Annotated in this window: 29 protein-coding genes and 5 pseudogenes; 22 read left to right on the top strand and 12 right to left on the bottom strand. The window is 68.0% G+C overall.

The features are described from left to right. Nucleotides 1-61 precede the first annotated feature (61 nt). Nucleotides 62-175 (top strand): annotated as a pseudogene (locus SALPAC3_RS28120) (alpha/beta fold hydrolase); the annotation flags it as partial. 17 nt (nt 176-192) lie between these two features. Here SALPAC3_RS28120 and SALPAC3_RS0124005 read toward each other — a convergent pair. Further along, nucleotides 193-1,392 carry an FAD-dependent oxidoreductase gene (locus tag SALPAC3_RS0124005; RefSeq protein ID WP_018223712.1) on the bottom strand — a complete coding sequence of 400 codons (1,200 nt, stop codon included), beginning with the start codon at nt 1,390-1,392 and terminating at the stop codon, nt 193-195. A gap of 94 nt (nt 1,393-1,486) precedes the next feature. Here SALPAC3_RS0124005 and SALPAC3_RS0124000 point away from each other — a divergent pair, with 94 nt between their 5' ends. Beyond that, on the top strand, nt 1,487-2,077 hold the full coding sequence (locus tag SALPAC3_RS0124000) for a TetR/AcrR family transcriptional regulator (protein WP_018223711.1): 591 nt from the start codon (nt 1,487-1,489) through the stop codon (nt 2,075-2,077). A gap of 79 nt (nt 2,078-2,156) precedes the next feature. Here SALPAC3_RS0124000 and SALPAC3_RS0123995 read toward each other — a convergent pair whose 3' ends face one another. The 4 genes from SALPAC3_RS0123995 to rpmB form a co-directional block, all read right to left on the bottom strand. Further along, nucleotides 2,157-2,978 (bottom strand): S1 family peptidase, encoded by an 822-nt coding sequence (locus tag SALPAC3_RS0123995; RefSeq protein ID WP_018223710.1) that lies wholly within the window; start codon nt 2,976-2,978, stop codon nt 2,157-2,159. Nucleotides 2,979-3,511: 533 nt separating this feature from the next. Then, the gene (gene rpsN / locus SALPAC3_RS0123990) at nt 3,512-3,817 is read right to left on the bottom strand and encodes a 30S ribosomal protein S14 (RefSeq protein WP_026185857.1); all 306 of its coding nucleotides are present in this window, start codon (nt 3,815-3,817) and stop codon (nt 3,512-3,514) included. Nucleotide 3,818: 1 nt separating this feature from the next. Beyond that, nucleotides 3,819-3,986, bottom strand: a complete 168-nt coding sequence (rpmG, locus tag SALPAC3_RS0123985) for a 50S ribosomal protein L33 (RefSeq protein WP_018223708.1) — start codon at nt 3,984-3,986, stop codon at nt 3,819-3,821. Then, nucleotides 3,986-4,222 (bottom strand): 50S ribosomal protein L28, encoded by a 237-nt coding sequence (gene rpmB, locus SALPAC3_RS0123980; RefSeq protein WP_018223707.1) that lies wholly within the window; start codon nt 4,220-4,222, stop codon nt 3,986-3,988. The genes rpmG and rpmB overlap by 1 nt, the downstream gene beginning before the upstream one ends. 202 nt (nt 4,223-4,424) lie before the next feature. Between rpmB and SALPAC3_RS0123975 the strand changes: the two genes are divergently transcribed. The 3 genes from SALPAC3_RS0123975 (at nt 4,425) to SALPAC3_RS0123965 (ending at nt 6,746) form a co-directional block, all read left to right on the top strand. Then, entirely contained in the window at nt 4,425-5,744 is a 1,320-nt protein-coding gene (locus SALPAC3_RS0123975) for a CobW family GTP-binding protein (protein ID WP_018223706.1), read from the top strand. Beyond that, the gene (locus SALPAC3_RS0123970; RefSeq protein WP_018223705.1) at nt 5,741-6,001 is read left to right on the top strand and encodes a type B 50S ribosomal protein L31; all 261 of its coding nucleotides are present in this window, start codon (nt 5,741-5,743) and stop codon (nt 5,999-6,001) included. Before SALPAC3_RS0123975 ends, SALPAC3_RS0123970 begins: the two co-directional genes overlap by 4 nt. Before the next feature lie 247 nt (nt 6,002-6,248). After that, nucleotides 6,249-6,746 carry a YcxB family protein gene (locus tag SALPAC3_RS0123965; protein WP_018223704.1) on the top strand — a complete coding sequence of 166 codons (498 nt, stop codon included), beginning with the start codon at nt 6,249-6,251 and terminating at the stop codon, nt 6,744-6,746. Between the two features lie 132 nt (nt 6,747-6,878). Here the strand turns inward: SALPAC3_RS0123965 and SALPAC3_RS0123960 are convergent, their stop codons facing one another. Then, complete coding sequence (locus SALPAC3_RS0123960; protein ID WP_050563755.1) at nt 6,879-8,261, bottom strand: hypothetical protein; 1,383 nt, start codon at nt 8,259-8,261, stop codon at nt 6,879-6,881. Between the two features lie 235 nt (nt 8,262-8,496). Between SALPAC3_RS0123960 and SALPAC3_RS28975 the strand changes: the two are divergent. Further along, nucleotides 8,497-8,678, top strand: a pseudogene (locus SALPAC3_RS28975) (hypothetical protein); the annotation flags it as partial. A 203-nt stretch (nt 8,679-8,881) separates the two neighbouring features. Here SALPAC3_RS28975 and SALPAC3_RS27635 read toward each other — a convergent pair. Both SALPAC3_RS27635 and SALPAC3_RS0123945 read right to left on the bottom strand, forming a co-directional pair. Continuing rightward, nucleotides 8,882-9,081, bottom strand: a pseudogene (locus SALPAC3_RS27635) (DUF817 domain-containing protein); the annotation flags it as partial. A 37-nt stretch (nt 9,082-9,118) separates the two neighbouring features. Next, nucleotides 9,119-9,655 (bottom strand): HD domain-containing protein, encoded by a 537-nt coding sequence (locus tag SALPAC3_RS0123945; protein ID WP_018827919.1) that lies wholly within the window; start codon nt 9,653-9,655, stop codon nt 9,119-9,121. Nucleotides 9,656-9,809: 154 nt separating this feature from the next. On the opposite strand from SALPAC3_RS0123945, the gene SALPAC3_RS0123940 reads away from it, so the two are divergent. The 7 genes from SALPAC3_RS0123940 (at nt 9,810) to SALPAC3_RS0123910 (ending at nt 16,406) form a co-directional block, all read left to right on the top strand. Further along, complete coding sequence (locus SALPAC3_RS0123940; RefSeq protein ID WP_018223699.1) at nt 9,810-10,550, top strand: GntR family transcriptional regulator; 741 nt, start codon at nt 9,810-9,812, stop codon at nt 10,548-10,550. Between the two features lie 144 nt (nt 10,551-10,694). Further along, nucleotides 10,695-11,813, top strand: a complete 1,119-nt coding sequence (locus SALPAC3_RS0123935) for a TIGR03364 family FAD-dependent oxidoreductase (protein ID WP_018223698.1) — start codon at nt 10,695-10,697, stop codon at nt 11,811-11,813. Continuing rightward, on the top strand, nt 11,810-12,511 hold the full coding sequence (locus SALPAC3_RS0123930; RefSeq protein ID WP_018223697.1) for a phosphonatase-like hydrolase: 702 nt from the start codon (nt 11,810-11,812) through the stop codon (nt 12,509-12,511). Before SALPAC3_RS0123935 ends, SALPAC3_RS0123930 begins: the two co-directional genes overlap by 4 nt. Continuing rightward, nucleotides 12,511-13,554: a 2-aminoethylphosphonate ABC transporter substrate-binding protein gene (locus SALPAC3_RS0123925; RefSeq protein WP_018223696.1), complete on the top strand. Its 1,044-nt coding sequence runs from the start codon at nt 12,511-12,513 to the stop codon at nt 13,552-13,554. The genes SALPAC3_RS0123930 and SALPAC3_RS0123925 overlap by 1 nt, the downstream gene beginning before the upstream one ends. 80 nt (nt 13,555-13,634) lie before the next feature. Further along, entirely contained in the window at nt 13,635-14,771 is a 1,137-nt protein-coding gene (locus SALPAC3_RS0123920; RefSeq protein ID WP_018223695.1) for an ABC transporter ATP-binding protein, read from the top strand. Next, nucleotides 14,768-15,616, top strand: a complete 849-nt coding sequence (locus SALPAC3_RS0123915) for a 2-aminoethylphosphonate ABC transporter permease subunit (RefSeq protein ID WP_018223694.1) — start codon at nt 14,768-14,770, stop codon at nt 15,614-15,616. Before SALPAC3_RS0123920 ends, SALPAC3_RS0123915 begins: the two co-directional genes overlap by 4 nt. Continuing rightward, on the top strand, nt 15,594-16,406 hold the full coding sequence (locus SALPAC3_RS0123910) for an ABC transporter permease (RefSeq protein ID WP_018223693.1): 813 nt from the start codon (nt 15,594-15,596) through the stop codon (nt 16,404-16,406). The genes SALPAC3_RS0123915 and SALPAC3_RS0123910 overlap by 23 nt, the downstream gene beginning before the upstream one ends. Before the next feature lie 368 nt (nt 16,407-16,774). On the opposite strand, the gene SALPAC3_RS0123905 is transcribed toward SALPAC3_RS0123910, so the two are convergent. The 3 genes from SALPAC3_RS0123905 to SALPAC3_RS0123895 are packed head-to-tail and all read right to left on the bottom strand — an operon-like array spanning nt 16,775 to nt 18,107. Next, nucleotides 16,775-17,071 carry an antibiotic biosynthesis monooxygenase family protein gene (locus SALPAC3_RS0123905; RefSeq protein WP_018223692.1) on the bottom strand — a complete coding sequence of 99 codons (297 nt, stop codon included), beginning with the start codon at nt 17,069-17,071 and terminating at the stop codon, nt 16,775-16,777. Then, nucleotides 17,068-17,436: a cupin domain-containing protein gene (locus SALPAC3_RS0123900; RefSeq protein ID WP_018827914.1), complete on the bottom strand. Its 369-nt coding sequence runs from the start codon at nt 17,434-17,436 to the stop codon at nt 17,068-17,070. Before SALPAC3_RS0123900 ends, SALPAC3_RS0123905 begins: the two co-directional genes overlap by 4 nt. A gap of 14 nt (nt 17,437-17,450) precedes the next feature. Next, nucleotides 17,451-18,107 carry a helix-turn-helix domain-containing protein gene (locus tag SALPAC3_RS0123895; protein ID WP_026185855.1) on the bottom strand — a complete coding sequence of 219 codons (657 nt, stop codon included), beginning with the start codon at nt 18,105-18,107 and terminating at the stop codon, nt 17,451-17,453. A 55-nt stretch (nt 18,108-18,162) separates the two neighbouring features. On the opposite strand from SALPAC3_RS0123895, the gene SALPAC3_RS0123890 reads away from it, so the two are divergent. The 4 genes and pseudogenes from SALPAC3_RS0123890 (at nt 18,163) to SALPAC3_RS28505 (ending at nt 20,293) form a co-directional block, all read left to right on the top strand. Next, nucleotides 18,163-19,449, top strand: coding sequence for an APC family permease (locus tag SALPAC3_RS0123890; protein WP_018223689.1), 1,287 nt, complete (start codon nt 18,163-18,165; stop codon nt 19,447-19,449). A gap of 113 nt (nt 19,450-19,562) precedes the next feature. Beyond that, nucleotides 19,563-19,654: pseudogene (locus SALPAC3_RS29520) on the top strand (IS982 family transposase); the annotation flags it as partial. A 140-nt stretch (nt 19,655-19,794) separates the two neighbouring features. Beyond that, nucleotides 19,795-20,055 carry a hypothetical protein gene (locus SALPAC3_RS28510; RefSeq protein WP_018223688.1) on the top strand — a complete coding sequence of 87 codons (261 nt, stop codon included), beginning with the start codon at nt 19,795-19,797 and terminating at the stop codon, nt 20,053-20,055. A 61-nt stretch (nt 20,056-20,116) separates the two neighbouring features. Beyond that, on the top strand, nt 20,117-20,293 hold the full coding sequence (locus tag SALPAC3_RS28505) for a hypothetical protein (protein ID WP_018223687.1): 177 nt from the start codon (nt 20,117-20,119) through the stop codon (nt 20,291-20,293). Nucleotides 20,294-20,705: 412 nt separating this feature from the next. Here SALPAC3_RS28505 and SALPAC3_RS28500 read toward each other — a convergent pair whose 3' ends face one another. Then, a complete protein-coding gene (locus SALPAC3_RS28500; RefSeq protein WP_018223685.1) occupies nt 20,706-20,861 on the bottom strand; it encodes a hypothetical protein in 156 nt (51 codons plus the stop codon). Between the two features lie 220 nt (nt 20,862-21,081). On the opposite strand from SALPAC3_RS28500, the gene SALPAC3_RS0123860 reads away from it, so the two are divergent. The 5 genes and pseudogenes from SALPAC3_RS0123860 (at nt 21,082) to SALPAC3_RS0123840 (ending at nt 24,594) form a co-directional block, all read left to right on the top strand. Continuing rightward, nucleotides 21,082-22,527, top strand: a complete 1,446-nt coding sequence (locus tag SALPAC3_RS0123860; protein ID WP_018223684.1) for an MFS transporter — start codon at nt 21,082-21,084, stop codon at nt 22,525-22,527. A 608-nt stretch (nt 22,528-23,135) separates the two neighbouring features. Then, a pseudogene (locus SALPAC3_RS0123850) lies at nt 23,136-23,420 on the top strand (group II intron maturase-specific domain-containing protein); the annotation flags it as partial. A 108-nt stretch (nt 23,421-23,528) separates the two neighbouring features. Then, the gene (locus SALPAC3_RS27630) at nt 23,529-23,810 is read left to right on the top strand and encodes a transposase (RefSeq protein WP_198290359.1); all 282 of its coding nucleotides are present in this window, start codon (nt 23,529-23,531) and stop codon (nt 23,808-23,810) included. 213 nt (nt 23,811-24,023) lie between these two features. Next, nucleotides 24,024-24,266 (top strand): hypothetical protein, encoded by a 243-nt coding sequence (locus SALPAC3_RS28110; protein ID WP_157632341.1) that lies wholly within the window; start codon nt 24,024-24,026, stop codon nt 24,264-24,266. A 109-nt stretch (nt 24,267-24,375) separates the two neighbouring features. Continuing rightward, on the top strand, nt 24,376-24,594 hold the full coding sequence (locus SALPAC3_RS0123840) for a hypothetical protein (protein WP_155253050.1): 219 nt from the start codon (nt 24,376-24,378) through the stop codon (nt 24,592-24,594). The last annotated feature ends 194 nt before the right edge of the window (nt 24,595-24,788 follow it).

Here is a 24,788-nt window from a genome sequence, read left to right as displayed (position 1 = left end):
CGGCGGGTGCGCCCGCGGCAGACCGCCGTCACCGTGCGACGGCGGCCGCGCTGCGCCACGAGCTGTGGTGGGCCACGAGCTGTGGTGGGCCGACGTGGTGGCGCTCGCGCCGACGCTCGCCTACGACTCGGCGGTCCTGGGTGACCTGCGCCGCGGTGGCACCCTGCCGGTGGAGGGCTGCGGTGGGGTGGATCAGCGTAGGTGCTCGGGGCGTAGACCGATACCGACGAGCCGGGCGGCGAGGGCTTGCAGCGCCGGGATCCGCTGCAGCAGGCGGACCGGCGCCGGCGCCTCGATCCGGCCGGTGGTGTGCAGCAGGGGATCGACGACGCGCCGCTGGGCGGCGCGCTGGAGGTTCTGCGTCACCACCGCCGGCAAGCGCCGGCGCTTCTGCACAGCGGCGAGGTCCGCTTCGGATACTGCCTGCCCGGTGGCGAGTTTGGGACCCAGCATCCGGGCGGTGGCCGCGGCGTCCTGTACTGCCAGATTGATTCCGACGCCGCCGATCGGGGACATGGCGTGTGCGGCGTCGCCGATGAGCAGCGCGCCGGGCGCGTGCCACCGCTCCAACCGGTTGACCTTCACCGTCAGCAGTTTGACGTCGTCCCAGGTGGCGAGCTCGCCGACCCGATCGGCGAGGGCTGGGTGCCGCCGGGTCACCTGCTCCCGCAGCGCCTCCAGCCCGGCTGCGCGGATCTTGTCGTAGCCGCCCTTGGCGATGACATAGGCGCACTGGTAATAGCCGCCGCGGTCGACGGCGAGCATCAGCCCTCCGGCGCCGATCCGCATCGCCAGACCGTCGCCGTCGTCTGTGTGGCGTGAGATCCGGAACCACAGTACGTCCATGGGTGCGCCGTACTCGAGGGGCTTCAGACCGAGTTCCCGGTGCACTATCGAGTCGCGGCCGTCGCAGGCGACGGTGAGCGACGCTCGGACCTCCTGTTCGCCCTCCGGACCCACGGCCCGGACGCCGGCGACGGCACCGGACGGGTCGCGGAGCAGGCCCGTCACTTTGGTGGAGCGAAGCAGCGTGAAGGTCGGGAACCTCGCCGCCTCGTTCGCGAGCATCTCCAGGAAATCCCACTGGGGGACGAAGTACAGGTAGTTGTGGGGCGCCGGCAGACGCGTGAAGTCCACGATGGTGTAGCTGCCGTCGTCGAAGGTGGCGCGCAGCGCACCAGCCTTGCGCCCGTGCAGCGCCGCCATCCGTTCGCCGAGCCCGATCTCGTCGAGCATGTTCAGTGTGGAGGGGTGCACGGTGTCACCCCGGAAGTCCCGGAGGAAGTCGGCGTGCTTCTCCAGCACGGTGACCGCCACTCCCTGCCGGGCGAGCAGCATCCCGAGGACGAGCCCCGCGGGCCCGCCGCCGACGACGCAAACGATGGTCTTCATGGATCCGCCTCCAATCGCAACTCGTGTTGCTTTTTAAGCCTGCCATGATGGCACGATGCAACGCAACAGTCGTTGCGATTAAAGGAGGTGTCCGATGCCAGCCAGCCAGCGACCGGGCGGGCGCAGCACCCGCGTCCGGGCCGCAGTCCTCACGGCCGCCCGCGGCCTCCTCGCCGACGGGTACGCCGAGCTGACCGTCGAACGGATCGCCCAGGCAGCCGGCGTCAACAAGACATCGGTCTACCGTCGATGGACCGACCTGGAAGGCGTCCTCGGCGACCTGCTAAGCGAGTACGCCAGTGAGGTCGTCCCGATCCCGGACACCGGCGACCTCGGCATGGACCTCGAAGAACTGGCGTTGCTGGTCCGACGCGGCATGACCGGTGAACCGGGCGAGCTGATCACCGCCCTTGCCACGTCCGCACCCCGCAACCCGCGCGCCGCGCAGATCGTCCGCGGCTTCTTCGCCGAACGATTCCGCCTGGCCGAGGCCGTCGTCGGCCACGCCATCGCCCGCGGCGAACTACCCCAGGGCACCGACGCCAGGGCCGCGATCGAGATCCTCGGCGCGCCCCTCTTCCTGCGGCTGCTCGTCGTCGACGAACCCATCGACGAGGAGTTTGCCCGACGCACTGCCGCCGCGGCCACCGCAGCCCTTCGCGCCGGCGTCTTCGAACCGAGGTGAGCGCCTCATCCCGCCATCGATGACGACCAGGGCACCCCGGTCAACGCTTGGTGTTGACCGGGGCCCTTAGCGGAGAGGCTCAGGCGGGAAGGCCGCCGACCTGGGTGTCGATCCAGGAACGGATCGACGGCAGGTCACCGTAGATCGATGGACCGGTGGCACAGATCGGGTGATTGTTGCCCGACCGGCTGGTGGCACCGACCACGTGCCACACCCCGCCGATCCGACGAACCTGCGGGCCGCCCGAGTCGCCATAGCAGGCGCCCGAGTCACCGTTCGTGTTGTTGGTGCAGATCTCGTACGGGCCGTTGATACCGATACACGCGCCGTCCGACCGGATCGACGTATCCAACTCGTGCGCGACCGTCGGCGTCGAACCGCAGCCCCGGAACGGACAGGTCAGACCCCAGCCGATGATCCGGGTAGCGGTACCGACCTCCCCGGACGTCGCCGGGATCGGGGCCGGGGCATAGGACACCGCACTGGACAGCTGCAACAGCTTGACGTCGATCGTGGGATTGTTGACGGCGCGACGGACCCCGACGACCGTGCCACCGCTGGTGCGGTTGACGCTACCCACACGGACCGAGGACGGTGTCGGGCAGTGCCGCGCTGTGACGACCCAGTCCGACTTGACCAACGTGCCGGTACAGCCGGAGGTGTAGACCAGCCACGAGTAGTTCTCGGTCGCCGGCCGGCCGCCAACCACGAACGGCGTGACGTCGGCATCAGCCTGGGCCGCCTGGTCGAAGTTCGGCCGGAACTCGCCGGCCCGGCTCGCGTCGTGGTAGGCCGTCTGGGACGCGGCGGCCGGTGCACCGGTGACGATCTGCACCCCGGTCGCTGCCAGCACCGCCGCCAGCACGGCGCCGAACGCGCGCAACAGTTGTCTTCTGACCATCTCACACTCCTGGGGTTGCGGCGGTATCGCCATCCATTGATATAGATGGATACTAGCCGAACATCTGCAATGTTCGATATAACGGAACCATCACACCCCATGCCACAGCGCGGCGCGTGCCACCGTCGCCGCACGGCCTCGCCCGTCAGCCCGAACTGGCGGCCTGGCCGGCCACTTCGGTCCGCCATCGATCGATGATCGTTGTTTAACCTCAGTGGTCACTCCGACCACCCCGCGTTCATACAGAACGAGCCCTGGCCCTGAAAGATGACCGACGATGCGGTGGTGCCGCTAGCTATAGGTCTGGCTGAGCTCGCGCGCCGGCCGGTTCGTCGCTTGCACCCCGGCGGACGTCCGCGTTCAGCCGCTGGCGCCGAAAGCAGCGTCCGGGACAGCCGTCGCAGTTCCAGGTCTTGCCGCCGGAGGTGACGGCGGCGCCGGTGCACGCGAGCGAGGTGGTTACGCCGAAGGTGACGCTGAGTGGGCGACGCCGGCGGAGCGGGTGGCTCGCGCCGGACCGGTGCGGGCAACCGTCACCAGGACGCCTTGCGGATGCCTGGCAACTCGCCGCGCAGCGCCATCTCCCGGAACCGCACCCGGGACAACCCGAAGCGGGTCAGCACACCGCGCGGGCGACCGTCGACCACGTCTCGGTTGCGCAGCCGAACCCGGCTCGAATCTCGGGGCAGGCGGGCCAGCTGACGAACGGCGTCGGCGCGTACGGCCGAGTCGGTCTCCGGGTGCGCGATCAGCCGCTTCAGCTCCGCCCGGCGGTCGGCGTGCCGGGCGACCAGTTCCTCCCGGCGGGCCTGCCGGTTACTCAAGCTCCTGCGGGCCACGTCAACGCGCCTCGCGGAACTCGACGTGCCGGCGGACGATCGGGTCGTACTTGCGCAGCACCAGCCGGTCCGGGTCGTTGCGGCGGTTCTTGCGGGTGACGTACGTGTAGCCGGTGTCGGCGGTGCTTTTCAGCCGCACGATGGGACGGATGTCGGTCTGGCGGGCCATCAGAGCTTCACTCCCTGGGCTCGCAGCTCGGCGACAACCTTCTCGATGCCCTTGCGGTCCACGGTCTTGAGCGCCTTTGCGGTCAGGGTGAGGCTGACCCACCGCCGCTCCGACGGCAGCCAGTAGCGGTGGTTCTGCAGGTTCGGGTTCCAGCGGCGCCGGGTACGCCGGTGGGAATGGGACACGGCGTTGCCAAAGCTCGGCTTCGCGCCGGTGACGTCACAACGTCGGGACACAGTGCTCACTCCTCGATCGGATTCAAACGGTAACGACAACGGTTTTCAGTTTGACATCAGCCCTCGGGCAGATCCAACCCGGGGCCGTCGGCGATCTCCACCCAGGCGGGGCGCCGGGTACGGGCAGTTGGACCGCGCTGGCTTCGGGAGCCTCTCGTATGCTTAGAATGACAATCGTTTTCAGTAAGTCGAGAGGAACTCCATGTCGTCGTCACCACAGGCCCCGACCCATGCTGTGACAGCCGACGCCGATACCCGCCCGTCGTTGACCGTGTTGTCCGGGTTCTGGCCGGCGGCGACGTTCGCTGCCGCCCGCGCGCTGCTCGCCGCGGACCCCTCGCTGCTGCTGATCCGGCACGACCTGGCCGGGATCCGGGACGGCGCCGTACGGCGGGTGATCCGCACCGGCACCGGCATCATCGAGGACGAGCGGGTCGAACTGCGGCACGGCTGCGTCTCCTGCACCCTGCGCGAGGACGTACTGCCCACCCTTGTCCGGCTCACCCGCACGCACCCCGGCCGGGACCTGCTGTTGATGCTGCCGGAGACGGTAGAGCCGGAGGCGGTGGCCGCTACCGCCGCGCACTGCCTCGTCAACGATGCCCCAATCACCGACCTCATCCGGGTGGACTCCTACGTCACCGTCCTCGACGCCGAGCACCTGCTCGACGGCCTGGCCAGCACCGACGACCTCATCTCACTCGGTATCCAGGCCGCCGACAACGATCACCGCGCGCTCGCCGACGTCGTCGTCCGACAGATCGAGTACGCCGACACCCTCGTACTGTGGGGGCAGTCCCGCGACGGCGAATTCGATACCGGCCGAATGTCTGTCCTGCTACAGCGGATGGCGCCTTGGGCAACCCACCTACGGGTCGACGGCGACCTCGTCGACGCCGGCATGCTGACCCGTCAGCTGCGCCACACCCATCGGCACCGGCCAGAGACCCCGGGGGTACTCGCCCGCGGCCTGCAGGGCTATCTCCTCGGCGCACACGAACCGGAGCCCGACTACGGGGTCGTTTCCGCCGTTTTCCGCGCCCGCCGCCCGTTTCACCCGCAGCGCCTGCACGACGTCCTCGAAGAGATAAACGCCGATGTCATCCGCTCCCGCGGTCACCTCTGGTTGGCCAGCCAAGCCGACACCGTCATCGCCTGGGAATTCGCCGGCGACGGCCTGGCCATGGGATCCCTCGGGCACTGGCTGGTCAGCCTGCCCGAGGACCGCTGGGACCAGGTCGAAGACCAACGCCGGCTCGCCGCAGCGATGGACTGGGACCCCTACTACGGCGATCGGCACCAGCACCTGGTCTTTATCGGCCTCGGCATCGACCCCGTCGAGCTGCAACAGACCCTCGCCGGATGCCTGCTCACCGACGCCGAACTCGCCGACGGCGAGGACACCTGGCGCATCTATCCCGACCCGTTCGCCGGCTGCTTTCCCCTCGCCGTAGCGGAGCAGGCCGACACCGACACCGACACCGACACCGATACCGACACCGAAGGAGCACGATCCAGATGAAACCCGGCATCCACCCCGAATACCGGCCCGTCGTCTACCGTGACAAGGGCGCCGACTTCGCCTTCCTCACCCGCTCCACCGCCACCAGCGACCAGACGATCGAGTGGACCGACGGCAACACCTACCCGGTTATCGACGTCCAGATCTCCTCGGCCAGTCACCCCTTCTGGACCGGCAGGCAGCGCCTGCTCGACACCGCCGGCCGGGTCGAGAAGTTCCGCCAGAAATACGCCCGCCGCGGGCCCCGGAGTGGTTGAGCACCAACACCCACGTCGACTGGGCGGAGCTGGCACCGCAGTTGGTCAATGCTGCCCAGCAGGACCGGGCCTGGTATCAGACGCCCGCCCGCGGAGGGCCACGCGCACCGGCGCGGCCGGGCTCCCTGCCGGTGCGCGTGCGCCTGGCGCTGACGTGCTGGGCGGTGCTGGTGTCACCGGCAGCGGTATGCCGGGCGCACCTGACACACAGCTGCCCGTCGGGCCTGTGGGGCACTATCGTTCTGGCGTGCACATTCGTTTTGACGTCCCGGCCGATCCCGCCTACCCGAGCCGCGTGGCCGCAGCGCTCACCATCGATCAGCTACGCAAGTACCTATACCTCGGCGCGGCGCTGGCAGCGGTGGGGGCGGCGGGTCTCGCCGTATCGCGGAGCCTCGGGTGGGGCGACCAGATCCAGCCGCTGTGGCTGACGGTGCTCATGGGCGGCCTGCTGGCGATGCTGTACTGGCCATGGGTCCGGCTGCGCGCCCGGCGTCGGTCCAGTGACTACGCTGTCGAGGGCGCCTATGAGATTACTGACGACAACATCCTGATGCGTAGTGGCTCGCAGTCCAGCGGCATCGCCTGGGACGGGGTCGATCAGGTGAAGGCCACCCCCGAGTTCTGGATCCTGTACGTCGGTCAGATGCCGGCGACTGTAATCCCCCATCGGTTGCTGTCTGCCGAGGACGCCGAGACGCTACGCGCCTACCTGGCCGAGCGCGGGCTGCTTCAGGTCCGATGAGATCGCATTCGGAGACGCGGTCGTCGAGCCGCAGCTCCACGACCGCATCCCCCGACCCTAACCAGGAAGGGCCCCGCCTCCTGCCGCCCGTAGACGGTAGGGTGGGACCCCTCGTGGTACCCGGACGACGGGTCAGTCCGGGCAGCCGATGACATCGACGCAGTTGTTCGGCCGGTTCTTTGCCACGACGGTGCCGGTGGCGGTGTTCAGCTCGACTGCGCCGCCGTTGTTGAAGATGCCCCCACCATCAACGGCTGCGGTGTTCTTGATCACTTTCCCGTCGAAGACGGTGACGATGCTGGTGTTGTAGATGCCGCCACCCTGGTCGTTGGCGGTGTTGCCGGCGACCTTCGTATCTCGCAACACCAAGTCGCCATTGTTGGCGATGCCACCACCGTCGGTCGCGGCGGCGTTGTTTTCGATCACGCCGTCTTCGATGACCATGGTCATACCGATATCCATGAACAGCCCGCCGGAGACGCCGGTTGTCGCGGTGTTGTCGGCGATGACGACGGACCGAAACGTGTACGCCCCTCCTCCGACCGCGGTGACACCGCCGCCGGCGGTGGCGGTGTTGCGCATGATGTGAGTGTTGGTGACGGTGCCCGTACCCGTTCCTATGACGAGCCCGCCGCCTGACGGAGCCTGGTTGCCGGTAATCGTGCTGTGGTCGACCCGGGTGGTGCCCGCGCTGGCGATGCCACCGCCGAACAGAAGGGCGGTGTTGGCGTCGACCCGGGACTTGCTGACTGTGAGCAGGCCGCTGCTGACGTTGATCCCACCGCCGCCGCTGTTGGCGGTGTTGTGGCTGACGGTGGAGCGCCGTACGCGTACGGCGCCGTTGACATCGATGCCGCCTCCCGCGACGTTGGCGATGTTGCGGGAGATGGTGCTGTGGTTGGCGGTGAGTGCTCCGCCGGCGTTGACGAGGATGCCCCCGCCGCTGTCGTCGGTTTGGCCGCCGGTGATCTTCAAATGGTGGAGGGTGAGGTCGCCGCCGGCCTCGACGGTGAGGATTCTGAACAGGGGTGCGGCGGCGGCGCGTTCGATAGTGGTGTTCTTGCCGCCGTTGAGGGTGATGGGGGCGGTGATGGCGGGTAGGCCGGCGTCGTCGATGGCGGCGGTGAGCAGGTAGGTGCACTTCTTGGCGAGGTCGAGCACGGCACCACCGCGGGCGTTGGCCAGGGTGATCGCGGCGATGAGCTTGTCCGCGTCACAGGGGACCGGGATGCCCTTCGGCCTCACCTCCTTCTTCCCCCTCATGTCGCCCTTGCCCCTACCCCGGTTTTCGTGCTTGCCGCCGTCGAGTTTGCCGCGGTGGTCGTCGGCGGACGTCCGGTCGTCCGTGGCGTTGGTGGGGTGTTCGGAGGCGTCGGCGGCAGGGGTGGCGGTGGCGACGCCGACGGTGGTCAGGGCCAGGCCGGTCATGCCGGCCAGTCCGACGGCCCACCATCGTGACCTCGCCCGGCGTGCACCTGGTCGGTCCGGTTTGTGTTCGTGGCGCTGATAGTTCATCGCGGTGTTGGTGTCCTTCCCCGTCACGGACGAGGAACCACCAATCCCGGAGGGCAGGACCCGGGGTGGTGTTCCTCGGCTACCAGGCAGGCGGCAGCAACCACTCTGAGTTAAACCGACACCAACCCCACCAAGACATGAACCCGAAAAATATGCCTAAACGAGACATGTATCCGCCACGAACACCAGGCGCGCCCCGCACACCCGGAGAGGAACCCCGACGACTCACGACTACCTGATCTCCCTCATCCGCACCGCTGTCCCGCCGCCGTCGGCGCCGCCCTCGCGTGGGCTGGCCTCGACGGTGGGCATCGCCCTCGACGACGACTCGTCCACCGCCCGGACCACAGGCGTGGTCGCGTTGACGTGGCCGGCTACTACGCCCTCATCAGGGTCGCCGAGGCGCGCTGGCCGTGGGACAGCGTAGATTTCCGTGTTTGGCCTGGGTGCGGACCGTTGGACAGGACGTCGGTCCTGTCCAGGAGAGACCACGTCACGGCAGACACGAAGAACCCGGTTCAGCTTCCGGAGCCATCGGCAGCGGAGCAGGAGTTCGCCCAGCAACTGATCGAGCGGGCCAAGACCGACGGAATTCGCACATAAGGTCTCAACGACATCGACCACCTTCGTACTGCGACAACCACCGCGAGCATCGTGCCCCCGAACAGGCAGGCCGACGCCTGCTTGGCGGTGAAGCGACGAGTTCGACTGCCCCGGCGTTCCACCTGGTACGCGGAGCGTGCTCGAGCCAGGCGTGCACCCGGCGGTCGAGGGCGCGCTCGGTGCCGGTGAATACCGCGTTGCCTTGGGCCGGGGTCATGCGAGATCGCTGGGATTCCGGGCCGGGTCGGTGGCCATCACACACCACCGGCGTACGTGAGTAGGCGCGGTGCCCACACGTCGAGACCGGGAACCTGATGCCCGACGATCTTGGCTGCTTCGTCGGCGCGACGCAACGTCACCGCGTCGGCCGCAGCCGGATTGGCGAGAAATTTCTCCTGCTCCTCGTCGGTCATCACGGAGCCCTGCCGCAGCAAGCTCAACCGGCTCGCCTCCGACAGCTCGTAGTCGGACTCAGTCGAGGCGAGGTAGCGCTTCGCCGGGACGTGCAGGGCGACGAGGTCGGCGACCCGTGGGCCAAGGACCGGACGGACGATGTCAGCGCCGACCCGGGCATGGTCGGGGTCGTCGCCAACGGCGTGGCCTATGTCGTGAACCAGTCCCGCCAGTTGGAGCCCGAGGTCGTCTGGTCGGTCGTTGTGCAAGACGGCCGCGCACTGCAGCCCGTGTGCCAGCAGGTCCACCGGGTCTCCCAGCGGTGGGGGTGCGTCGTACACCCCGTCGAGCCTGGCGAGGAAGACCAGCAAACTCTCGGCGTCGACCACGGCATGCATGACCGGCACCCTACCGGTGGTCCGCCGCTCTGAGTCGCCGTGGGATGGGCGCCCAAGGTGCCGGCGATGACGGCCAAACCGGATCGTGCGGGCCTGCGCTACCCCGACCGGCTTCCAGAATGGGCGGTGCGCCGCTGAGGGTTAGGGTCAGCCGGTGTTTGTCGACGCGGTTCGTGACGGAGTGCCCGAGCATGGTCGGGTCCCCAAGTATTTTGTGGTCAAAAACCAACTGGCTGATCTCCTGGCCGAACTGGGGGAAGGTGCCCTGCTGCCGCCGGAACGCCAGCTCGCTGCGACCTACGGGGTGGCTCGCTCCACGTTACGGCAGGCGATCTCCGAGCTGACCATGGAGGGACGCCTGCGTGCGTACCGTGGACGCGGCACGTTCGTCGCCGCCCCCAAGCTGTTTCAGCCGCTTGGCCTGCACAGCTACACCGAGGCGCTACACGCGATGGGCCGCCAGCCGAGCCGTCGTGTGGTCACGATCGACCGTCAGCCCGCCGGTGACTCGCTCGCGGCGGATCTGGGAGTAGCTGCCACTGACGAGGTGGTGCACCTGGAGCGGGTGCTGCTTGCTGATGGCGAGCCGTTGGGGCTGGAGAGCACCTACCTGCCGGTACGCCGGTTCGCCGACCTGATGACTGATTTCGACGGGACCGGCTCGCTCTACCAGCACATGATCGACCGGTACGGCATTCGCTATGCCGAGGCTACCGAGCGCATCGAGACCGTGCTGGCCAACCCGCGCGAGGCGATGCTGCTCGGCACGAACCCGGCCCAGCCGATGCTGCTCATGCAGCGGGTCTCGGCGGACCAGGACCGGGTGCCGATTGAGCGAGTCCGTTCCCTGTATCGCGGTGACCGGATAGGGTTCGCCACCCGACTTCTCGGCTGACCTGGGATTTCGTTCGACCGACCGGGCACGCGCACCGAATACTAAAGGTGCGAACCTTTCGGGCTCATTCACCGGCGCGTCATCCTCCCTGCACCTGGAGGTCAAGGCTCTCCCCAAAGCTGCTCGCTGAGCAAGGGAGAGAACATGCGAATGATCATCGTGGGCGGCGGAGTGCTCGGCACCATGCACGCCTGGCAGGCCATCCGACGCGGCCACGAGGTGCTGCATCTGGAACGGGACAAGGAAGCGCGCGGCGCTACCGTCCGCAACTTCGGCCTGGTCTGGGTTTCTGGACGTGCCAGCGGCGCCGAGTTGGAGACCGCCCTGCGGGCTCGCGAACTCTGGGAGGAGATCGGCACCGAGGTGGCCGGCATTGGCTTCCGAGCCAACGGGTCACTCGCCGTGTGTCGAACCCCCGAGGAAGTCGCCGTCGCCGAAGCCGCCGCGGCGGCTCCCGACGCCCCGGCCCGTGGGTTCAAGCTGCTCGACCGGGACGAGACGCGGGTGGTCAACCCAGCCCTTGGCGGCGACTTCGCCGCCGCCCTCTGGTGCGAGCGCGACGCCGCCGTGGAATCCCGGGTGGCGTTGCCGGCGCTGCGTGCGGCGCTCGCCGCCAGCGACCGCTACCAGTGGTTGCCTGGCCGCGAGGTGCGTGACCTCAACGATCGCGGAGTCCGGGACGACCACGGCGACGTGCACGTTGGCGACCAGGTCGTCCTGGCCACCGGCGCGGTACTCACCGGCCTGGTCCGCGAGCTCGCCCCCAACCTGCCGGTGCGCCGAGTCTGGTTGCAGATGGCCCAGACCGCGCCTCTCGATGTACCGCTGACCACCTCGGTCGCCGACGGGGACACCTTCCGCTACTACCCCGGTTACCGGGGGCCGCAGCTCGACGAGATGAACTCCGTCCAGCCGCAACCGCCGGTCGCCGCCGAACATGCCATGCAGCTGTTGATGGTGCAACGCCTGGACGGTGGCCTGACCATCGGCGACACCCACGCCTACGCCGAGCCGTTCGCCTTCGACCAGGTCGAGGAGCCCTACGAACACCTCGCCGAGGTCGCCTCGGCGTTGCTTGGCCGGCCGCTGCCGGCGATCCGACGCCGTTGGCACGGCGTCTACGCCCAGTGCCTCGACCCGAACGAAATCGTGCAACGCCAACGGGTCGGCGACAACGGCGTCGTGGTCACCGGGCCGGGCGGACGGGGTATGACCTGCGCGCCGGCGATTGCCGAGCAGACCGCGAAGGAGCTGAACTGGTGAGCGCCCTGGTGGGTACGACGCGACTCGTCTGTTTCGACATGGCCGGCACCACGGTCGCCGACGACGGCCTCGTCGAGCAGGCATTCACTCGTGCACTGGACGAGGTCGACTCGATCGCCATCGGCCGGGACACTGCGCTGCGCTACGTGCGCGACACCATGGGCGAATCGAAAATCACGGTATTCCGGCACCTCAGCGGGGGCGATGAGGCGGCGGCACGGAGTCTCAACGGTGCGTTTGAGCGGGCATACGAGCTTCTCGTGGACGCCGGGCTCTGCGCACCGATCGACGGGGCCGAACAATTGATCACCAAGCTCCGTGCTGCTGGGGTGCGTACCGCGCTCACCACCGGCTTCTCCCGGGCTACCGCCGACCGCATCCTCTCCGCCCTGGGCTGGCAGGACCTAACTGATCTGACCCTGGTGCCGGCCGAGGCCGGCCGAGGGCGTCCCTATCCCGACTTGGTGCTCACCGCGCTGTTGCGGCTGGGGGTCGATGACGTCCGGCAGGTTGCCACCGTCGGTGACACCGCCTCGGACGTGCTCGCCGGCCGTCGCGCCGGTGCCGCCATCGTCGCCGGAGTACGCACCGGCGCGCACGATGCCGCCGCACTGCGTGCTGCCGGGGCCACCCACGTTCTCAACTCCGTCGGCGATCTCGAGACCCTGCTTCTTCCCACCGACACCCCTGAGGAGTAATGGCCATGCGACGCCTCCCGCTAGCCCTCGCTACCCTCGCGGCGGCCGCACTCGCGCTCGCCGCATGTGGATCAGGCACCTCCGACTCCGGTGGGGCCGACAGTGACACAACCGTAACCGTCTACTCCGCTGACGGACTCGGCGACTGGTACAGCAAGCAGTTCGTCGAGTTCGAAAAGCAGACCGGCATCACGGTGCAGATGATCGAGGCCGGTTCCGGTGAGGTCGTCGCCCGGCTGCAGAAGGAGAAGGCGAACGTCCAGGCGGACCTCGTCGTCACGCTGCCGCCGTACATCCAGAAGGCCGACGCCGACGGTCTGCTGCAGCCCTACACGCCGGCCGGCGCCGACCAGGTGACCGGCGCGACCGACACCTACGTGCCGTTGGTAAACAACTACCTTTGCTTCATTTACAACCCGGACAAGCTTGACGCCGCCCCGAAGACGTTCGACGAGCTACTCAGCCCCACCCTCGCCAAAAAGTTGCAGTACTCGACGCCCGGCCAGGCCGGCGACGGTACCGCCGTGCTGCTGCACCTGCAGCACCTCCTCGGCAAGGACAAGGCCCTGGAGTTCCTGGCGAAGCTCGAGGCCAACAACGTCGGGCCGTCGTCGTCCACGGGCAAGCTGCAGCCCAAAGTCAGCAAGGGCGAGATCTACGTGGCCAACGGTGACGTCCAGATGAATCTCGCGTCAATCAACAACGACAGGTCCAACTTCGAGGTCTTCTTCCCGGCCGGTCCGGATGGCAAGGCCTCTACCTTGTCCATCCCCTACACCATGGGCCTAGCGGCCGATGCCCCACACGCCGATGCTGGTCGGGAGCTGGCCGACTTCCTGCTCTCCGCCTCCGCCCAGGAGCAGGTGTCCCAGCAGGCATACGGGGTTCCGGTGCGCGCCGATGTCAAGCCCACCGACGCCCAATTCCAGCAGGTCGAGCAGGTGCTGCAGGGCGTGGAAATCTGGCCAGCCGACTGGGCGAAGATCCTGACGGAGATGGACGCGGACATCGCTGCCTACAACACGGCCCTCGGTCTGGCCTGACCGACCGCACCCAGTCCCACCGCTGTCTCCGGTCCTCGCCACTGCGGACCGGAGACAGCGGATCCAAGGAGGAACACGGTATGACCGAGTCGTCGGCGGTCCAGTTTGACCGCGTCAGCGTCCGCTACGGGCAGGTCACGGCGCTGCGGGATTTCTCGCTCGACGTAGCCACCGGCGAGACGGTGGCCTTGCTCGGCCCCTCCGGGTCGGGCAAGTCAACCGCCCTGAAAGCGCTAGCCGGATTCGTCCGGCCGACGTCCGGTCGGGTCCTGCTCGCCGGCCAAGACGTCACCGGGGTGCCACCACACAAACGTGGCCTCGGCGTCGTGGTGCAGCAGTATGCCCTCTTCCCGCACCTCACCGTCGCCGACAACATCGGGTTCGGCTTGCGTGCTCGGCGGATGCGGCGCACTGAGTCAGCCCGACGGGTCGAGGAGATGCTGGAGCTCGTCGGTATGGAGCGCTATGGCCGCCGCTACCCGCGAGAGCTTTCCGGCGGACAGCAGCAGCGGGTGGCGATCGCCCGCGCGTTGGCGATCCGGCCGCCGGTGCTACTGCTCGACGAACCGCTCTCCGCCCTCGACGCGCAGCTGCGTGCCGACATGCTCGACGAGCTGCGTCATCTTCGGGACGAACTCCCGGACATCGCGATCCTCTATGTCACCCACGATCAGACCGAGGCGCTCACTCTGGCACACCGGATCGCCGTCATGCGCGAGGCCGAACTACTCGATCTGGATACCGCCCAGGGCCTCTACCGACAGCCACCCAGCGAGTTCACGGCGGCCTTCCTGGGCGGGGCGAACCTCTTGCCAGCCACGGTGCGCGATGCCAACGGCACGGTCGAGGTAGGTGCGGTCACCCTCACCGCCATGGCGCCTGGACCGCTCGTTCCAGGTGCCCACGTGCGGCTCGCGGTAAGGCCACACACCATCGGGGTACGTCGTGACGGGCCCGGCTTAGCAGCTGTCCTCACCGGCTTGCAGTGGCGGGGTGCAAACTATCGCCTGACCTGTCTTATCGCCGGGCTCGACGAGCCGGGCGGAATCAGCGTGCATGCCGACGTGCCCAGCATCGACGGGCTACCGCGGGTCGGCTCTCCGGTACGGGTTCGGTTGCCGGAGCACGGTGCCGCAGTGGTAGCCAGGGCGGGTGCCGGGTCAACCGCCGGAGACGCCGGCGAGAGCTTTCCGCAGAATTTGGCAGGTGTGGCATGACCACCGCGGCCCTCGCCGTTGTAGGGCCCGCTCGCGCCACCCGGGTCTCGCCGCTGCTCTGGGCGCTTCCCCCGTTGGTGGTGCTGGCCGGCTTCCTGATCTACCCGCTCGTCCTCGTCGGCGTCCAGTCGGTCACCAACGAGGACGGTGTAGCAACATTGGAGACATGGCGCTCCGTGCTAGGGGCAGGTGAATTTCACCGGGCGATCGGCAACACCGTGCTTATCGCGGGTGCCGCTACCGCTGGTTGCATCGTGCTCGGCACCTTCTTCGCTGTGGTACTGGCGCTCGTTCCGTTCCCTGGTTCCGGTGCGGCTGCCCGGGCGGTCGACACCTTACTCGCTTTCCCCTCCTTCTTGATCGCGCTCAGTTTCACGTTTCTCTACGGTGCCGCCGGTGTGTTTCAACTCGGCGACTTCCTCTACTCACGGTGGTGCGTCATCCTCGCGGAGATCACCTTCTACACGCCGTTCGTGATGCGGCCGGCCCTCGCCGCCCTCACCCACCTGCCGGCGGAGCGCCTCGCGGTCGCCGCCTCCCTCGGTGCACGGCCAGGCCAGGTCCTGCGCCGCGTCGTGCTGCCGGAAATAGCCCCGGCGGTTGCCGCCGGTGGTGCGCTGACCCTGCTGTTGACCCTCAACGAGTTCGGCATCGTGCTGTTCATCGGCGCCAAGGACGTCATCACGTTGCCGATGTTGGTGCACTCCAAGGGCGTGGTCACGTTCGACTATCCGAGCGCCTGCGTGGTTGCCGTCGTCGAGGTCGCCCTGTCCGCCCTGCTCTACCTGCTCTATCGCCGCATCTTCAGCCGTAAGGGAGCCCGTGGTGCTGATCTGGTCCCGTAGCGCCCGCTGGCCCATCTGGGCGCTGTTCGCCGCCGCCTTCCTGGTGATCGTGGCAGCACCGCTGGCGGTGTTGGTGGCCGCCGCACTGGCTACGGAGTGGAACGATGTCCTGCCCGGCGGCTTTACCGTCGCCCACCTGGGGGCCGCCCTGACCGGCGAGAACCAGGACAGCCTCCTCGTCAGCCTGCAGACCGCGGCTGTCGCCGGGCTGGCCGCCGTAGCCGTCGGCACCTGGGCGGCGCTCGCGCTCGCCGCGGCACCCCGCTGGCTACGCAAAGGCGCCGACGGGCTCCTGCACCTACCGGTTGCCATCCCTTCGGTGGTGGTTGGGCTCGGGCTACTGGTCGCGTACAGCCGACCGCCGCTGCTGCTCAACGGCACGCGCTGGATCGTGCTGATCGCCCACCTGGTGCTCGTCCTGTCCTTTTCCTACGCCACCGTGGCCAGCGCGCTGACCCGCATCGACGACTCGTACGCCCAGGTCGCCGCGTCGCTGGGGGCGCGGCCCGCGCTGGTACTTTTGCGGATCCGCCTGCCGATGCTGCTGCCGGCAATGTCGGCGGCCGCGGCCCTCGCGGTCGCGTTGTCGATGGGCGAGGTCGGTGCCACGATCATGGTGTATCCGCCGGACTGGCGCACGTTGCCGGTCACCGTCTTTACCTTGACAGACCGGGGCCGGACGTTCGATGCAGCGGCGGCCACGCTGATCCTGCTCGGCGCGACCCTGGTGACGTTGCTGATTCTCGGCCGGGTATCCCGCGGCCGGGCGACCACCGGCGTCTCGCCGTGATCATCAGAATTCGCTCAACCCGGTCAACGGCCTACCGTTCGGGGAGCAGGTTCCGGCGCTCCGGACGGGGTGGCAACATCCGTTCGGTCTCGGATCTGGGGCGGCCCGAGACAATCCTCACCGGCAGGATGGCAGCCCGCTACAAGGAGATGGTCTGCAAGGGGGCGGCCTGGAGCATCTTCCATCCCACGTTGCTGCTGCCGACCCTTCGCCGCCGCACCGCCGCGACCCGGAACGGAGCGGCGCGCCGCCACCGCGTGAGCTGGCGAACTGGTTGTCGACGCCGGGTCTGGACCGGTTTCGGGCACATCCACCGCCTGATCCCGCCGGGCCGGGGTAGCTCTGACCCCGGCCCGGCAGGGGCGGCCTCAGGCGGGGTTCGCCGCGGTGAGGACGTCGAAGGACCACAGCTCCCACTTGTTGGCGTAGGTCACCGATTCGGGGGCGCGATGCGGGCGGGTGGCGTACCAGGCGTCGTACGCCTCGGTGTCACGCCACTGGGTGACCACCAACCAGGTCGTGCGGTCGTCGGTGGGACGCAGCACCTGGAAGCCCTCGAATCCGTCCGCATGTTCGATTTTTCCTGGGCGTGCCGAGAACCGTTCGACGAATTCGTCACCGTGACCCTCGACGATGTCTATCGCATTAATTTTGACGATGCTCATTTGTCGCTCCTTAGGTCGGCGGCCGCGGGTGGCTCAGGCCGGTTGGCATCTTTGACGAACGTCAGCATGACGACAGCGTCACTGACCGCTCGCAGGTCGTGTTTGTGATCTGGGATCACCAGGTAGTCGCCCGCGGAGCCGTGCCACGTCATCTCGGTGGTGCTCACGGTGGCTGTTCCCGACAACAGTTGCAGGGTGGCCTGTCCTGGGTTCTCGTGCTCACTCAACGCCGATCCAGCCCGCAGTGCCAGCACTAGTTGCTTCAGGCTGCGGTGATCGGCGTTGAGCGTGGCCGCGGCGCGCCCGGACGAAGCTTCGTGGGCGCGGGTCAAGAGTTCCTGTCCGAGTTCGTGCAGACTTTTCATCGGCGTCGTGGGCATTAGTCTTTCCTTCGGGTGCGGCGGGTCAACGTGATCTGACACGAGTCAGGTCGCGGGAAAGGGGTGAGTTGGGCCGCCACCGACGTCCCGGCAGTGGCGCGGGTGATCCCGTCCACCATGCCGTCGTGTAGGGAGCAGATGACGTCGCCGTAGTCAGGTATGAGGTCAAGGAAGGGGCAGTGCCATAACGTGATGTCGGCGCGGTCCCCGGTGAGCGTGGCGGTCGGCGCGAACTCGTGGGCATCGAAGCGGGATGTGAGCGCGGTTGTGGCCCGCGTGAGTGGGGTGCCGTCGATGGGCACCGTCGGCTGCTCGGATGCCCACGCCCGTCCGGCGGCACGTGCGAGTGCGCGACCATTCGGCTGCTCGCGCAGTGCGCGCGCGAGGAGCCCCGCCAGCAAGCGGTACTGGGTGGGTCCGGCGGTGTCCATGCCGACGGTTGCGCGATAGGTCATCGGTGGGCGGCCACGGCCGCGAGGAGCGCCGGGTACGCGCTCGGCGAGCCGCGCGCCAACCAACTCCTCCAAGTGCAGCCGGGTGGTCTCGACCGGCCAGCCCACTTCGTCTGCGACCTGCTGGGCGGTCATGGCACCGGCCGCCCGGTGGAGGACCTGCCGCAGGGCTGTTCGCCGACTCGCCACGAACCAAATATACACAAGACACCTTGGGTAAAATTCACGCTGTTCACCTCGGCCCCCTAGGGTCTGATCCGTGGAGCGGTTGGCGCGGCGGCTGGGGGTAACTGATGCGGTGGTCATCGGGATGGGGGCGATGCTCGGCGCGGGCGTCTTCGTGGTGTTCGCTCCAGCTGCGGCGGCGGCCGGCGGGATCGGACTGCTGGTGGCGCTTACGCTGGCCGGGTTCGTAGCGTTCTGCAGTGCGACCAGCTCGGCCCGGCTGGCGGCCCGCTACCCCGAGTCCGGCGGCACGTACGTCTACGGGCGGGAGCGGCTCGGCCCGTTCGCCGGGTTCGTGGCCGGCTGGGGCTTCGTGGTCGGCAAGACCGCAAGCTGCGCGGCGATGGCGCTGACGGTTGGGGCATACCTCTGGCCGGATCGGGCCCGGCTCGTTGCCGTCATCGCCATCGCGGCCGTCACCGCCGTGAACCTGCGCGGTGTGGCGAAGACGGCGCGGGCCACGAAGGTGCTGGTCGGAGTGGTGCTGGGGGTCCTGTCCCTGGTCGCGGTGGTCGGCCTGACCGGCTTCGCTGCGGAGCGGATCGGCGGCGTCGGTTCGGTCGGCGGCCAGGTGCTCAGCGACGTCGGCGGTGCCGGTGCGCCCGGTGTGCTGACCGCCGCAGGGCTACTCTTCTTTGCTTTCGCCGGGTATGCCCGGATAGCCACTCTCGGCGAAGAAGTACGCGACCCGAGGCGAACGATCCCCCGAGCGGTGCCGCTGGCGCTGGGTACGGTGCTGGCGATCTACTTGATGCTAGCGGTGATCACGTTGGGAGTGCTCGGCCCGGACCGGCTGGCCACCTCCGCCGCGCCCCTGGCCGACGTGGTGACCGCCGTCGGGCTGCCCGGCCTGTCCTGGGTGGTCCGGGCCGGCGCAGCCGTGGCGGTGATCGGGGTGCTGCTCTCGCTGCTCGCCGCGGTGGGTCGGACCCTGCTGGCGATGGGCCGCCGACGGGACGTGCCGGTCGGCTTGGCCGCCGTGCACCGGGTGCACCAAGTGCCATACCGAGCTGAGCTGGCGGTGGCCGTGGTGGTTGCGGCCGTGGTCTCCGTCGGTGACGTCCGCGGGGCAATCGGCTTCTCCAGCTGCACCGTGCTGGTCTACTACGCAATCACCAATGCCGCGGCGCTCACCCTTGGCCGTGACCCGGGCCGTCGGCTACCGGTACGGCTGCTCGCCGTGCTGGGGCTGGCCGGCTGCGTCACGCTGGCGGCCAGCCTGCCCCCAGCCACCGTTGGGGCGGGAATCGGCGTGCTCGCCATCGGCGCTGCCTGGTACGCGCTACGTCGGCGGTACCTCAACCGCGCCGGAGGCCGTTGACCAGCTCCAGACGAGTGATTCCCAACTCTGGGGGTTGGGCGGCGTGGCAGGTCGACCAACGCATGGGGAGATGCCGTCGATAGTTGTTTGTATAGACAGACCTCGACACCCTCTTGACCGCACTGTACGTGCGGATCGACGACCACGTCATCCCGGCTGGCCGCAAGCGCCCTGGCCGGCCGAACGGCTCTCCGACGCGGAGCTGGCCTTGCGGGTGCCGAAAGCCTCGTCCGTCCTGCTCAGGGGTCGCCTTGATCACGAGGATGAGGTCACGGATGCGCTGACGAGCGCTCTCTTGGACGCGTCGGTGATCGACGTCTGCGTACTGCGCGAGGATGACCAGTTGTGCTCTTTCAACTGGCCTACCTCGGTGTGACCAACGCTCTCACGCTGCTACGGCTGCTACCGATGAGCGACCGGGACAAGGATGCCGAGATCCTGGCGCTACGCCACCAGGTAGTGCTCCTGCAACGGCAGCTGCACGGCGAGCGGGTGCGGTTCACCCGGGCTGACCGGACCTGGCTGGCTGCTCCGCTACGCCGGCTGCCGCGCGACATGCTGGGCAACCGGCGGCTGCTGGTCCGCCCGGAGACCGTGCTGCGGTGACACCGGGATCTGATCACCCGCCAGAATCTCCCGACCCCGGCGGGTCGGACGGCCACGAACCGTGCGGTCGATCCGCCGGCTGGTGCCGCGCCTGGCCCGCGAGAACACCACGTGGGGATACCGCCGCATCCACCGAGAACTGCTCGTCCTCAGTGTGAAGGTCGCCGCCTCCACCGTCTGGGAGATCCTCCACCAAGCCGGCATCGACCCGGCACCCCAGCGCACCGCCACCACCTAGGCGACGTTCCTGCGCTCCCAGGCACACGCCACCATCGCCGCCGACTTCTTCGAAACCACCACCCTGACCGGCGCCCGCCTGTACGTCCTGGCGATCATCGACCACGCCACCCGCCAGATCCGGGTCCTAGGCACCACCGCCCACCCAACCGCCGCCTGGGTCACCCAGGCCGCCCGCAACCTCGTAATGGATCTCGAGGACGCTGGATGCCAGATGAGGTACCTGATCCGGGATCGAGACAGCAATACCCTGCCCTGCTCGACACGGTCCTCGCCGACTCCGGGATCACAGTCGTGCGCAGCAGTGTCCGGATACCCCGCATGAACTCGATCATGGAACGCTAGATCCAAGCCTGCCGCCACGAACTCCTCGACCGGGCACTGATCTGGAACACGCCCACCTGCTACACGCCCTACACGAGTACGAACACCACCACAACCAGCACCGCCCGCACCACGACACCGCCAACACCCGACCACTGCGTCCGCTGCCCAAGCCGATCACCGACCCCACAACGCTGACGCACCTGCACGTCCACCGACACCACAGACTCGGCGGCCTCCTCCACAAATACGAGAACACCGCCTGACCAGCACGGATGAGTTTTTCGGCACCCGCAGCGTCACGTCCACGGCTCGATTGCCCAGCGGGATGGCTGTGGTGCGGGCGATTGCGAGCGAGGCTGGCGGAGATGTCGTGACCAGTTCCGGGGCCCCGAGTTGATAAGTAAATGCACGTTCATTTACCCTCAGTAGGGACTGCGACGCACCCATGAAGGTAGACCGAACGTGACCGAACTGAACCAGAAGCCAGAGGCGACAAGCCAGCCACCTTTCGCTGCCATCGCAACGCTGTGCCTGGTCCAGATGCTGCTGATCCTCGATATGACGGTGCTCGGCGTCGCAGTGCCCGTCATCCAGGTGGACCTGAAGATGGACGCTGCGGACACGCAGTGGGTGGCCAGCGCCTACATGCTGACATTCGGCAGTCTGCTCGCCCTGTCCGGACGACTCGGCGACCTGTTCGGACCGCGGCGGTTGCTGCTGGTCGGCCTCGGGGTGTTCGTGGCCGCGTCGGCGTGGTGCGGCTTTGCGACGAGCGGTACCGAGTTGTTCGCGGCCAGGGCTGTTCAGGGCGTGGGCGCGGCGATGGTTTCCCCCACCGCCCTGGCCCTGCTCAACCTCGTCAGCACCACCGGCTCCGGGCGCAACCGGGCTGTCGCGTGGTGGAGCTTCACTGGTATCGCGGGGGCGGCGCTCGGCCAGGTCGTGGGCGGACTCGTGACCGATGCATTCGGGTGGCGCTGGATCTTCTTGCTCAACCTGCCGATCGGGCTCGTGGCCGGACTCGCCGTGGCATCGCTTTTGCCGCGCACCCGGCCGGAGCAGCGGGTGTCGCCGGACGTGCTCGGTGCGCTCACGCTCACCGGCTGGCTCGGGATGCTCGTGTTCACGCTGACGAGGGTCGAGCACGGGTCAAGCGCCCTGGTGATGACGATGAGCGCGGCCGCGACGGTGGTGTTGCTGGCAGCCTTCGTGGCCGTGGAGCGCGGGCACAGCGACCCGCTCGTGCCGTTGGCGGTGTTCGCCGAACCTGGGGTTCGGGCGGGCAATGTGACCAACCTGCTGTCCACCGCCGCCAACCTCGGCGTCATGTTCTACGTGACCTTCTACATGATGCGTGTGCTCGGCTACTCAGCCACGGACGCCGGCCTGGCCTACCTGCCGATCACGCTGTTGATGGCGGTGATCGCGACCAGGGTGGCGTGGTTGATGGAGAAGGTGGGTGCGCGAGCACTGCTTCTGATGGGCACAGCAGGTGGCGCGGCCGGTTCACTGTGGTTCGTGTTCGCGCCCGGCGACGGCTCCTACCTGGCGTGGATCTTCCCACCCCTGCTGCTGATCGGCGTCGGCGCGGCGTTCATCGAGGCTCCCGCGATCATCGTGGCGACGCGCGGGCTGCCGGAACGAAAGCAGGGGCTCGCGGCCGGCCTGATCAATACCTCCGAACAGGTGGGCCCGGTGCTGGGTCTCACGGTGGCGGTCACCATGGCAGCGGCGATCGTTCCGGTGACGGCCGACGACACACCCGTGCGGCTGCTCGACCACTACCACGTCGCCTTCGTCGCCGCGGTGGTCATGTACGTGTTGGCAGGCCTTGCCACGTTCCTCGTACCGCGGCGCAGCTACATGGGATCGGCTCCGGCACCCCTTGCGGCGAGTGCCGAAAACTGAACACAGCCGTGTAACGCCAAACGATCACTACTCCTGTGCGTATCGAACGAACCGGGGAGAGATACAAGACTGCACCGATTCGCGCGAGGACTGGACTCGCGCGCCGATCGTCAGAGACGACTTCAACGCCCGGCTGACCAGCCTGCGAGTGAAGGCCAATAATTTCCGCCCGCACATCGACGAGAACCAGGTTCTCCATTTTGAGAACCGCGCCGTACCACTCATCAGTGAGCGTTTTCAGGCGGGCCCCGGAAGGGTGACCTCAGGGTTGGCGCAACGGACAGGGCTCCCGTGCCGTTGAGAAAGGTGTTCTACGTCGCAACTCGCCAGCCCGGGACGCCATCGCGGCCAGCGATCTGCGGCCTCGGACCGGGGGCCGGGTTCGGCGAGGAAGTCCGTCATCGGTGGGCGGCCGCGCTTGCGGAACCGGATGTCGTGGGCGTTGCAGAGTCCGCGCCTGGCCGACGCCGCCGTCCGGTCGCAGTCCGTGACCGCGCACTCGTCGGCGATGAAGACGGGGTCGTCCGGAGCGGGGACGTAGATCTCGGTGCGGAACTCGGATCGAACGACGGCCATGAGCTGCTCAAGCAGCCTCGTCCGTCCGTGCAGCCACCGCTGTCTCGAAGGCTACGAGACCGGTATCCGCCGTGGTCGCCGACCTCAATCCCGTACTACGGGGCTGGGGTGCGTACTTCCGCAACGGGAAGTCCGGGCGGAAGTTCAACGCGGTCGACGGCTACGTCCACGAACGCCTGGCCATCCTCGCCAGCCGGAAACACGGCCGGCGAGGCCGGAACTGGACCACCCGTTTCACCTACGGGTGGGTCACCCGGCTCGGGGTCTACCGCCTTACCGGAACCGTACGCAGGGCGAGGGCTCATGCCAGTCGGTGAACGATGTCGGAAAGCCGTATACGAGAGAACCGTACGTACGGTTTGAAGCGGCGGGGGCTGGAAACGGAGCGTCGGCTACCGCGCCAGTCCCCGACCCTACTCAGTCCGGTGGAGAAGTCCTCAGGCAAGAGCCAGCGCCGCCGGCCCAACCGCGGCGGAGACAGGCAGGCCAATGCCGCGCTGCACCGCATCGTGGTCACCCATAAGCGACAAGACGAGCGCACTCGCCTCTACCTTAAGCGACGCACCGCCGAAGGAAAGGGAAGACGCGAGGTCATGCGCTGCCTGGAACGCTACACAGCCCGCGAGGTGTACTGCCTGATCCGCGCCGACATGATCACGCGTCACCAGCAGCCTGATACTTCAGCGACCCTGATGACCGCAGCTTGACGAACATAGGGGCAACTGTGCATTATGCGCGTCCGCCGGCGCATCGCACCATTGGGCCTCGTCCTGCGCAATAATCGAGGACGGGGCTACGCGCTCGAACAGGCGGAGATCGCAGCGGGTGCGTGAACCACCTGCAGGCTGCGCCGTGACCTCGCGGCCGCCGGCGCTCCCGCGGACCTGATCACCACCGGCCACGCCGACTACTCGATCAAGGTGGAACGCGGGCGGCTCGACACGTGGGCCTTCGAGGAACTGCTGCGGGGGGCGCTGGAGCTCTTCCGCGGACCGGTGCTGGACAACATCGGCAGCCCGGTGCTGCGGGTTGCGGCGCTCGAATGGGAGCACTCACCGCCAGCCGCACCCTCCCCCACGCCACCAAAGCCGGACACTGCATTGAACCCGGCGAAGTCCGCACCATGCCGCTCAGCCACGACGAGGTGGCCGAAGCGGCGGTGACGTTGTGCGGCAAGGACCTCGGGGCCCACGTGAACCCGGTGCTCGCCGAGGAGGAGATCCGGGCCCATCTGTCGGCATCGTTGTCCAGGCAGCTCGTGCCGTGGTTCTCGTGTTCCTCGACCACTTGCCACACGCAGTCAACGGCAAGATCGATCGCAACGAGCTGCCCGCCCGCGTCACCGCGGCGAGCCGGAGGAGCACTCCGCCGCGCACCGAGGTGGAACGCACCCTCGCCGGCATCTGGCGCGAGGCGCTCGCGATGCCGGAGGTCGTCGCGCACGGCAACTTCTTCACACGATGGTACTCGCTCCTGGCGTCCGCGCGATGAACCGCATCCGGGCGACTACCGGCATGCAACTGCTGTTGCGTCGGCTCCTCGAACGGCCGGCTGCCGTCAAGCCGGCTCTGGCAGCGGAGAGGCGCGGCCATGAGGAGGCTTCTGTCATCTCAGTGCTGCGGCGGAAGGTCAGATGATCACGCGACGCGGCGTTAGTAAACGCCAATTCACTTATCGGGTATTAT

This window comes from Salinispora pacifica DSM 45544, assembly GCF_000378845.1.
Lineage (GTDB): Bacteria > Actinomycetota > Actinomycetes > Mycobacteriales > Micromonosporaceae > Micromonospora > Micromonospora pacifica.
Note: the sequence above shows the minus strand (reverse complement) of the source record. Positions and strands in the feature narration are given on the sequence as shown.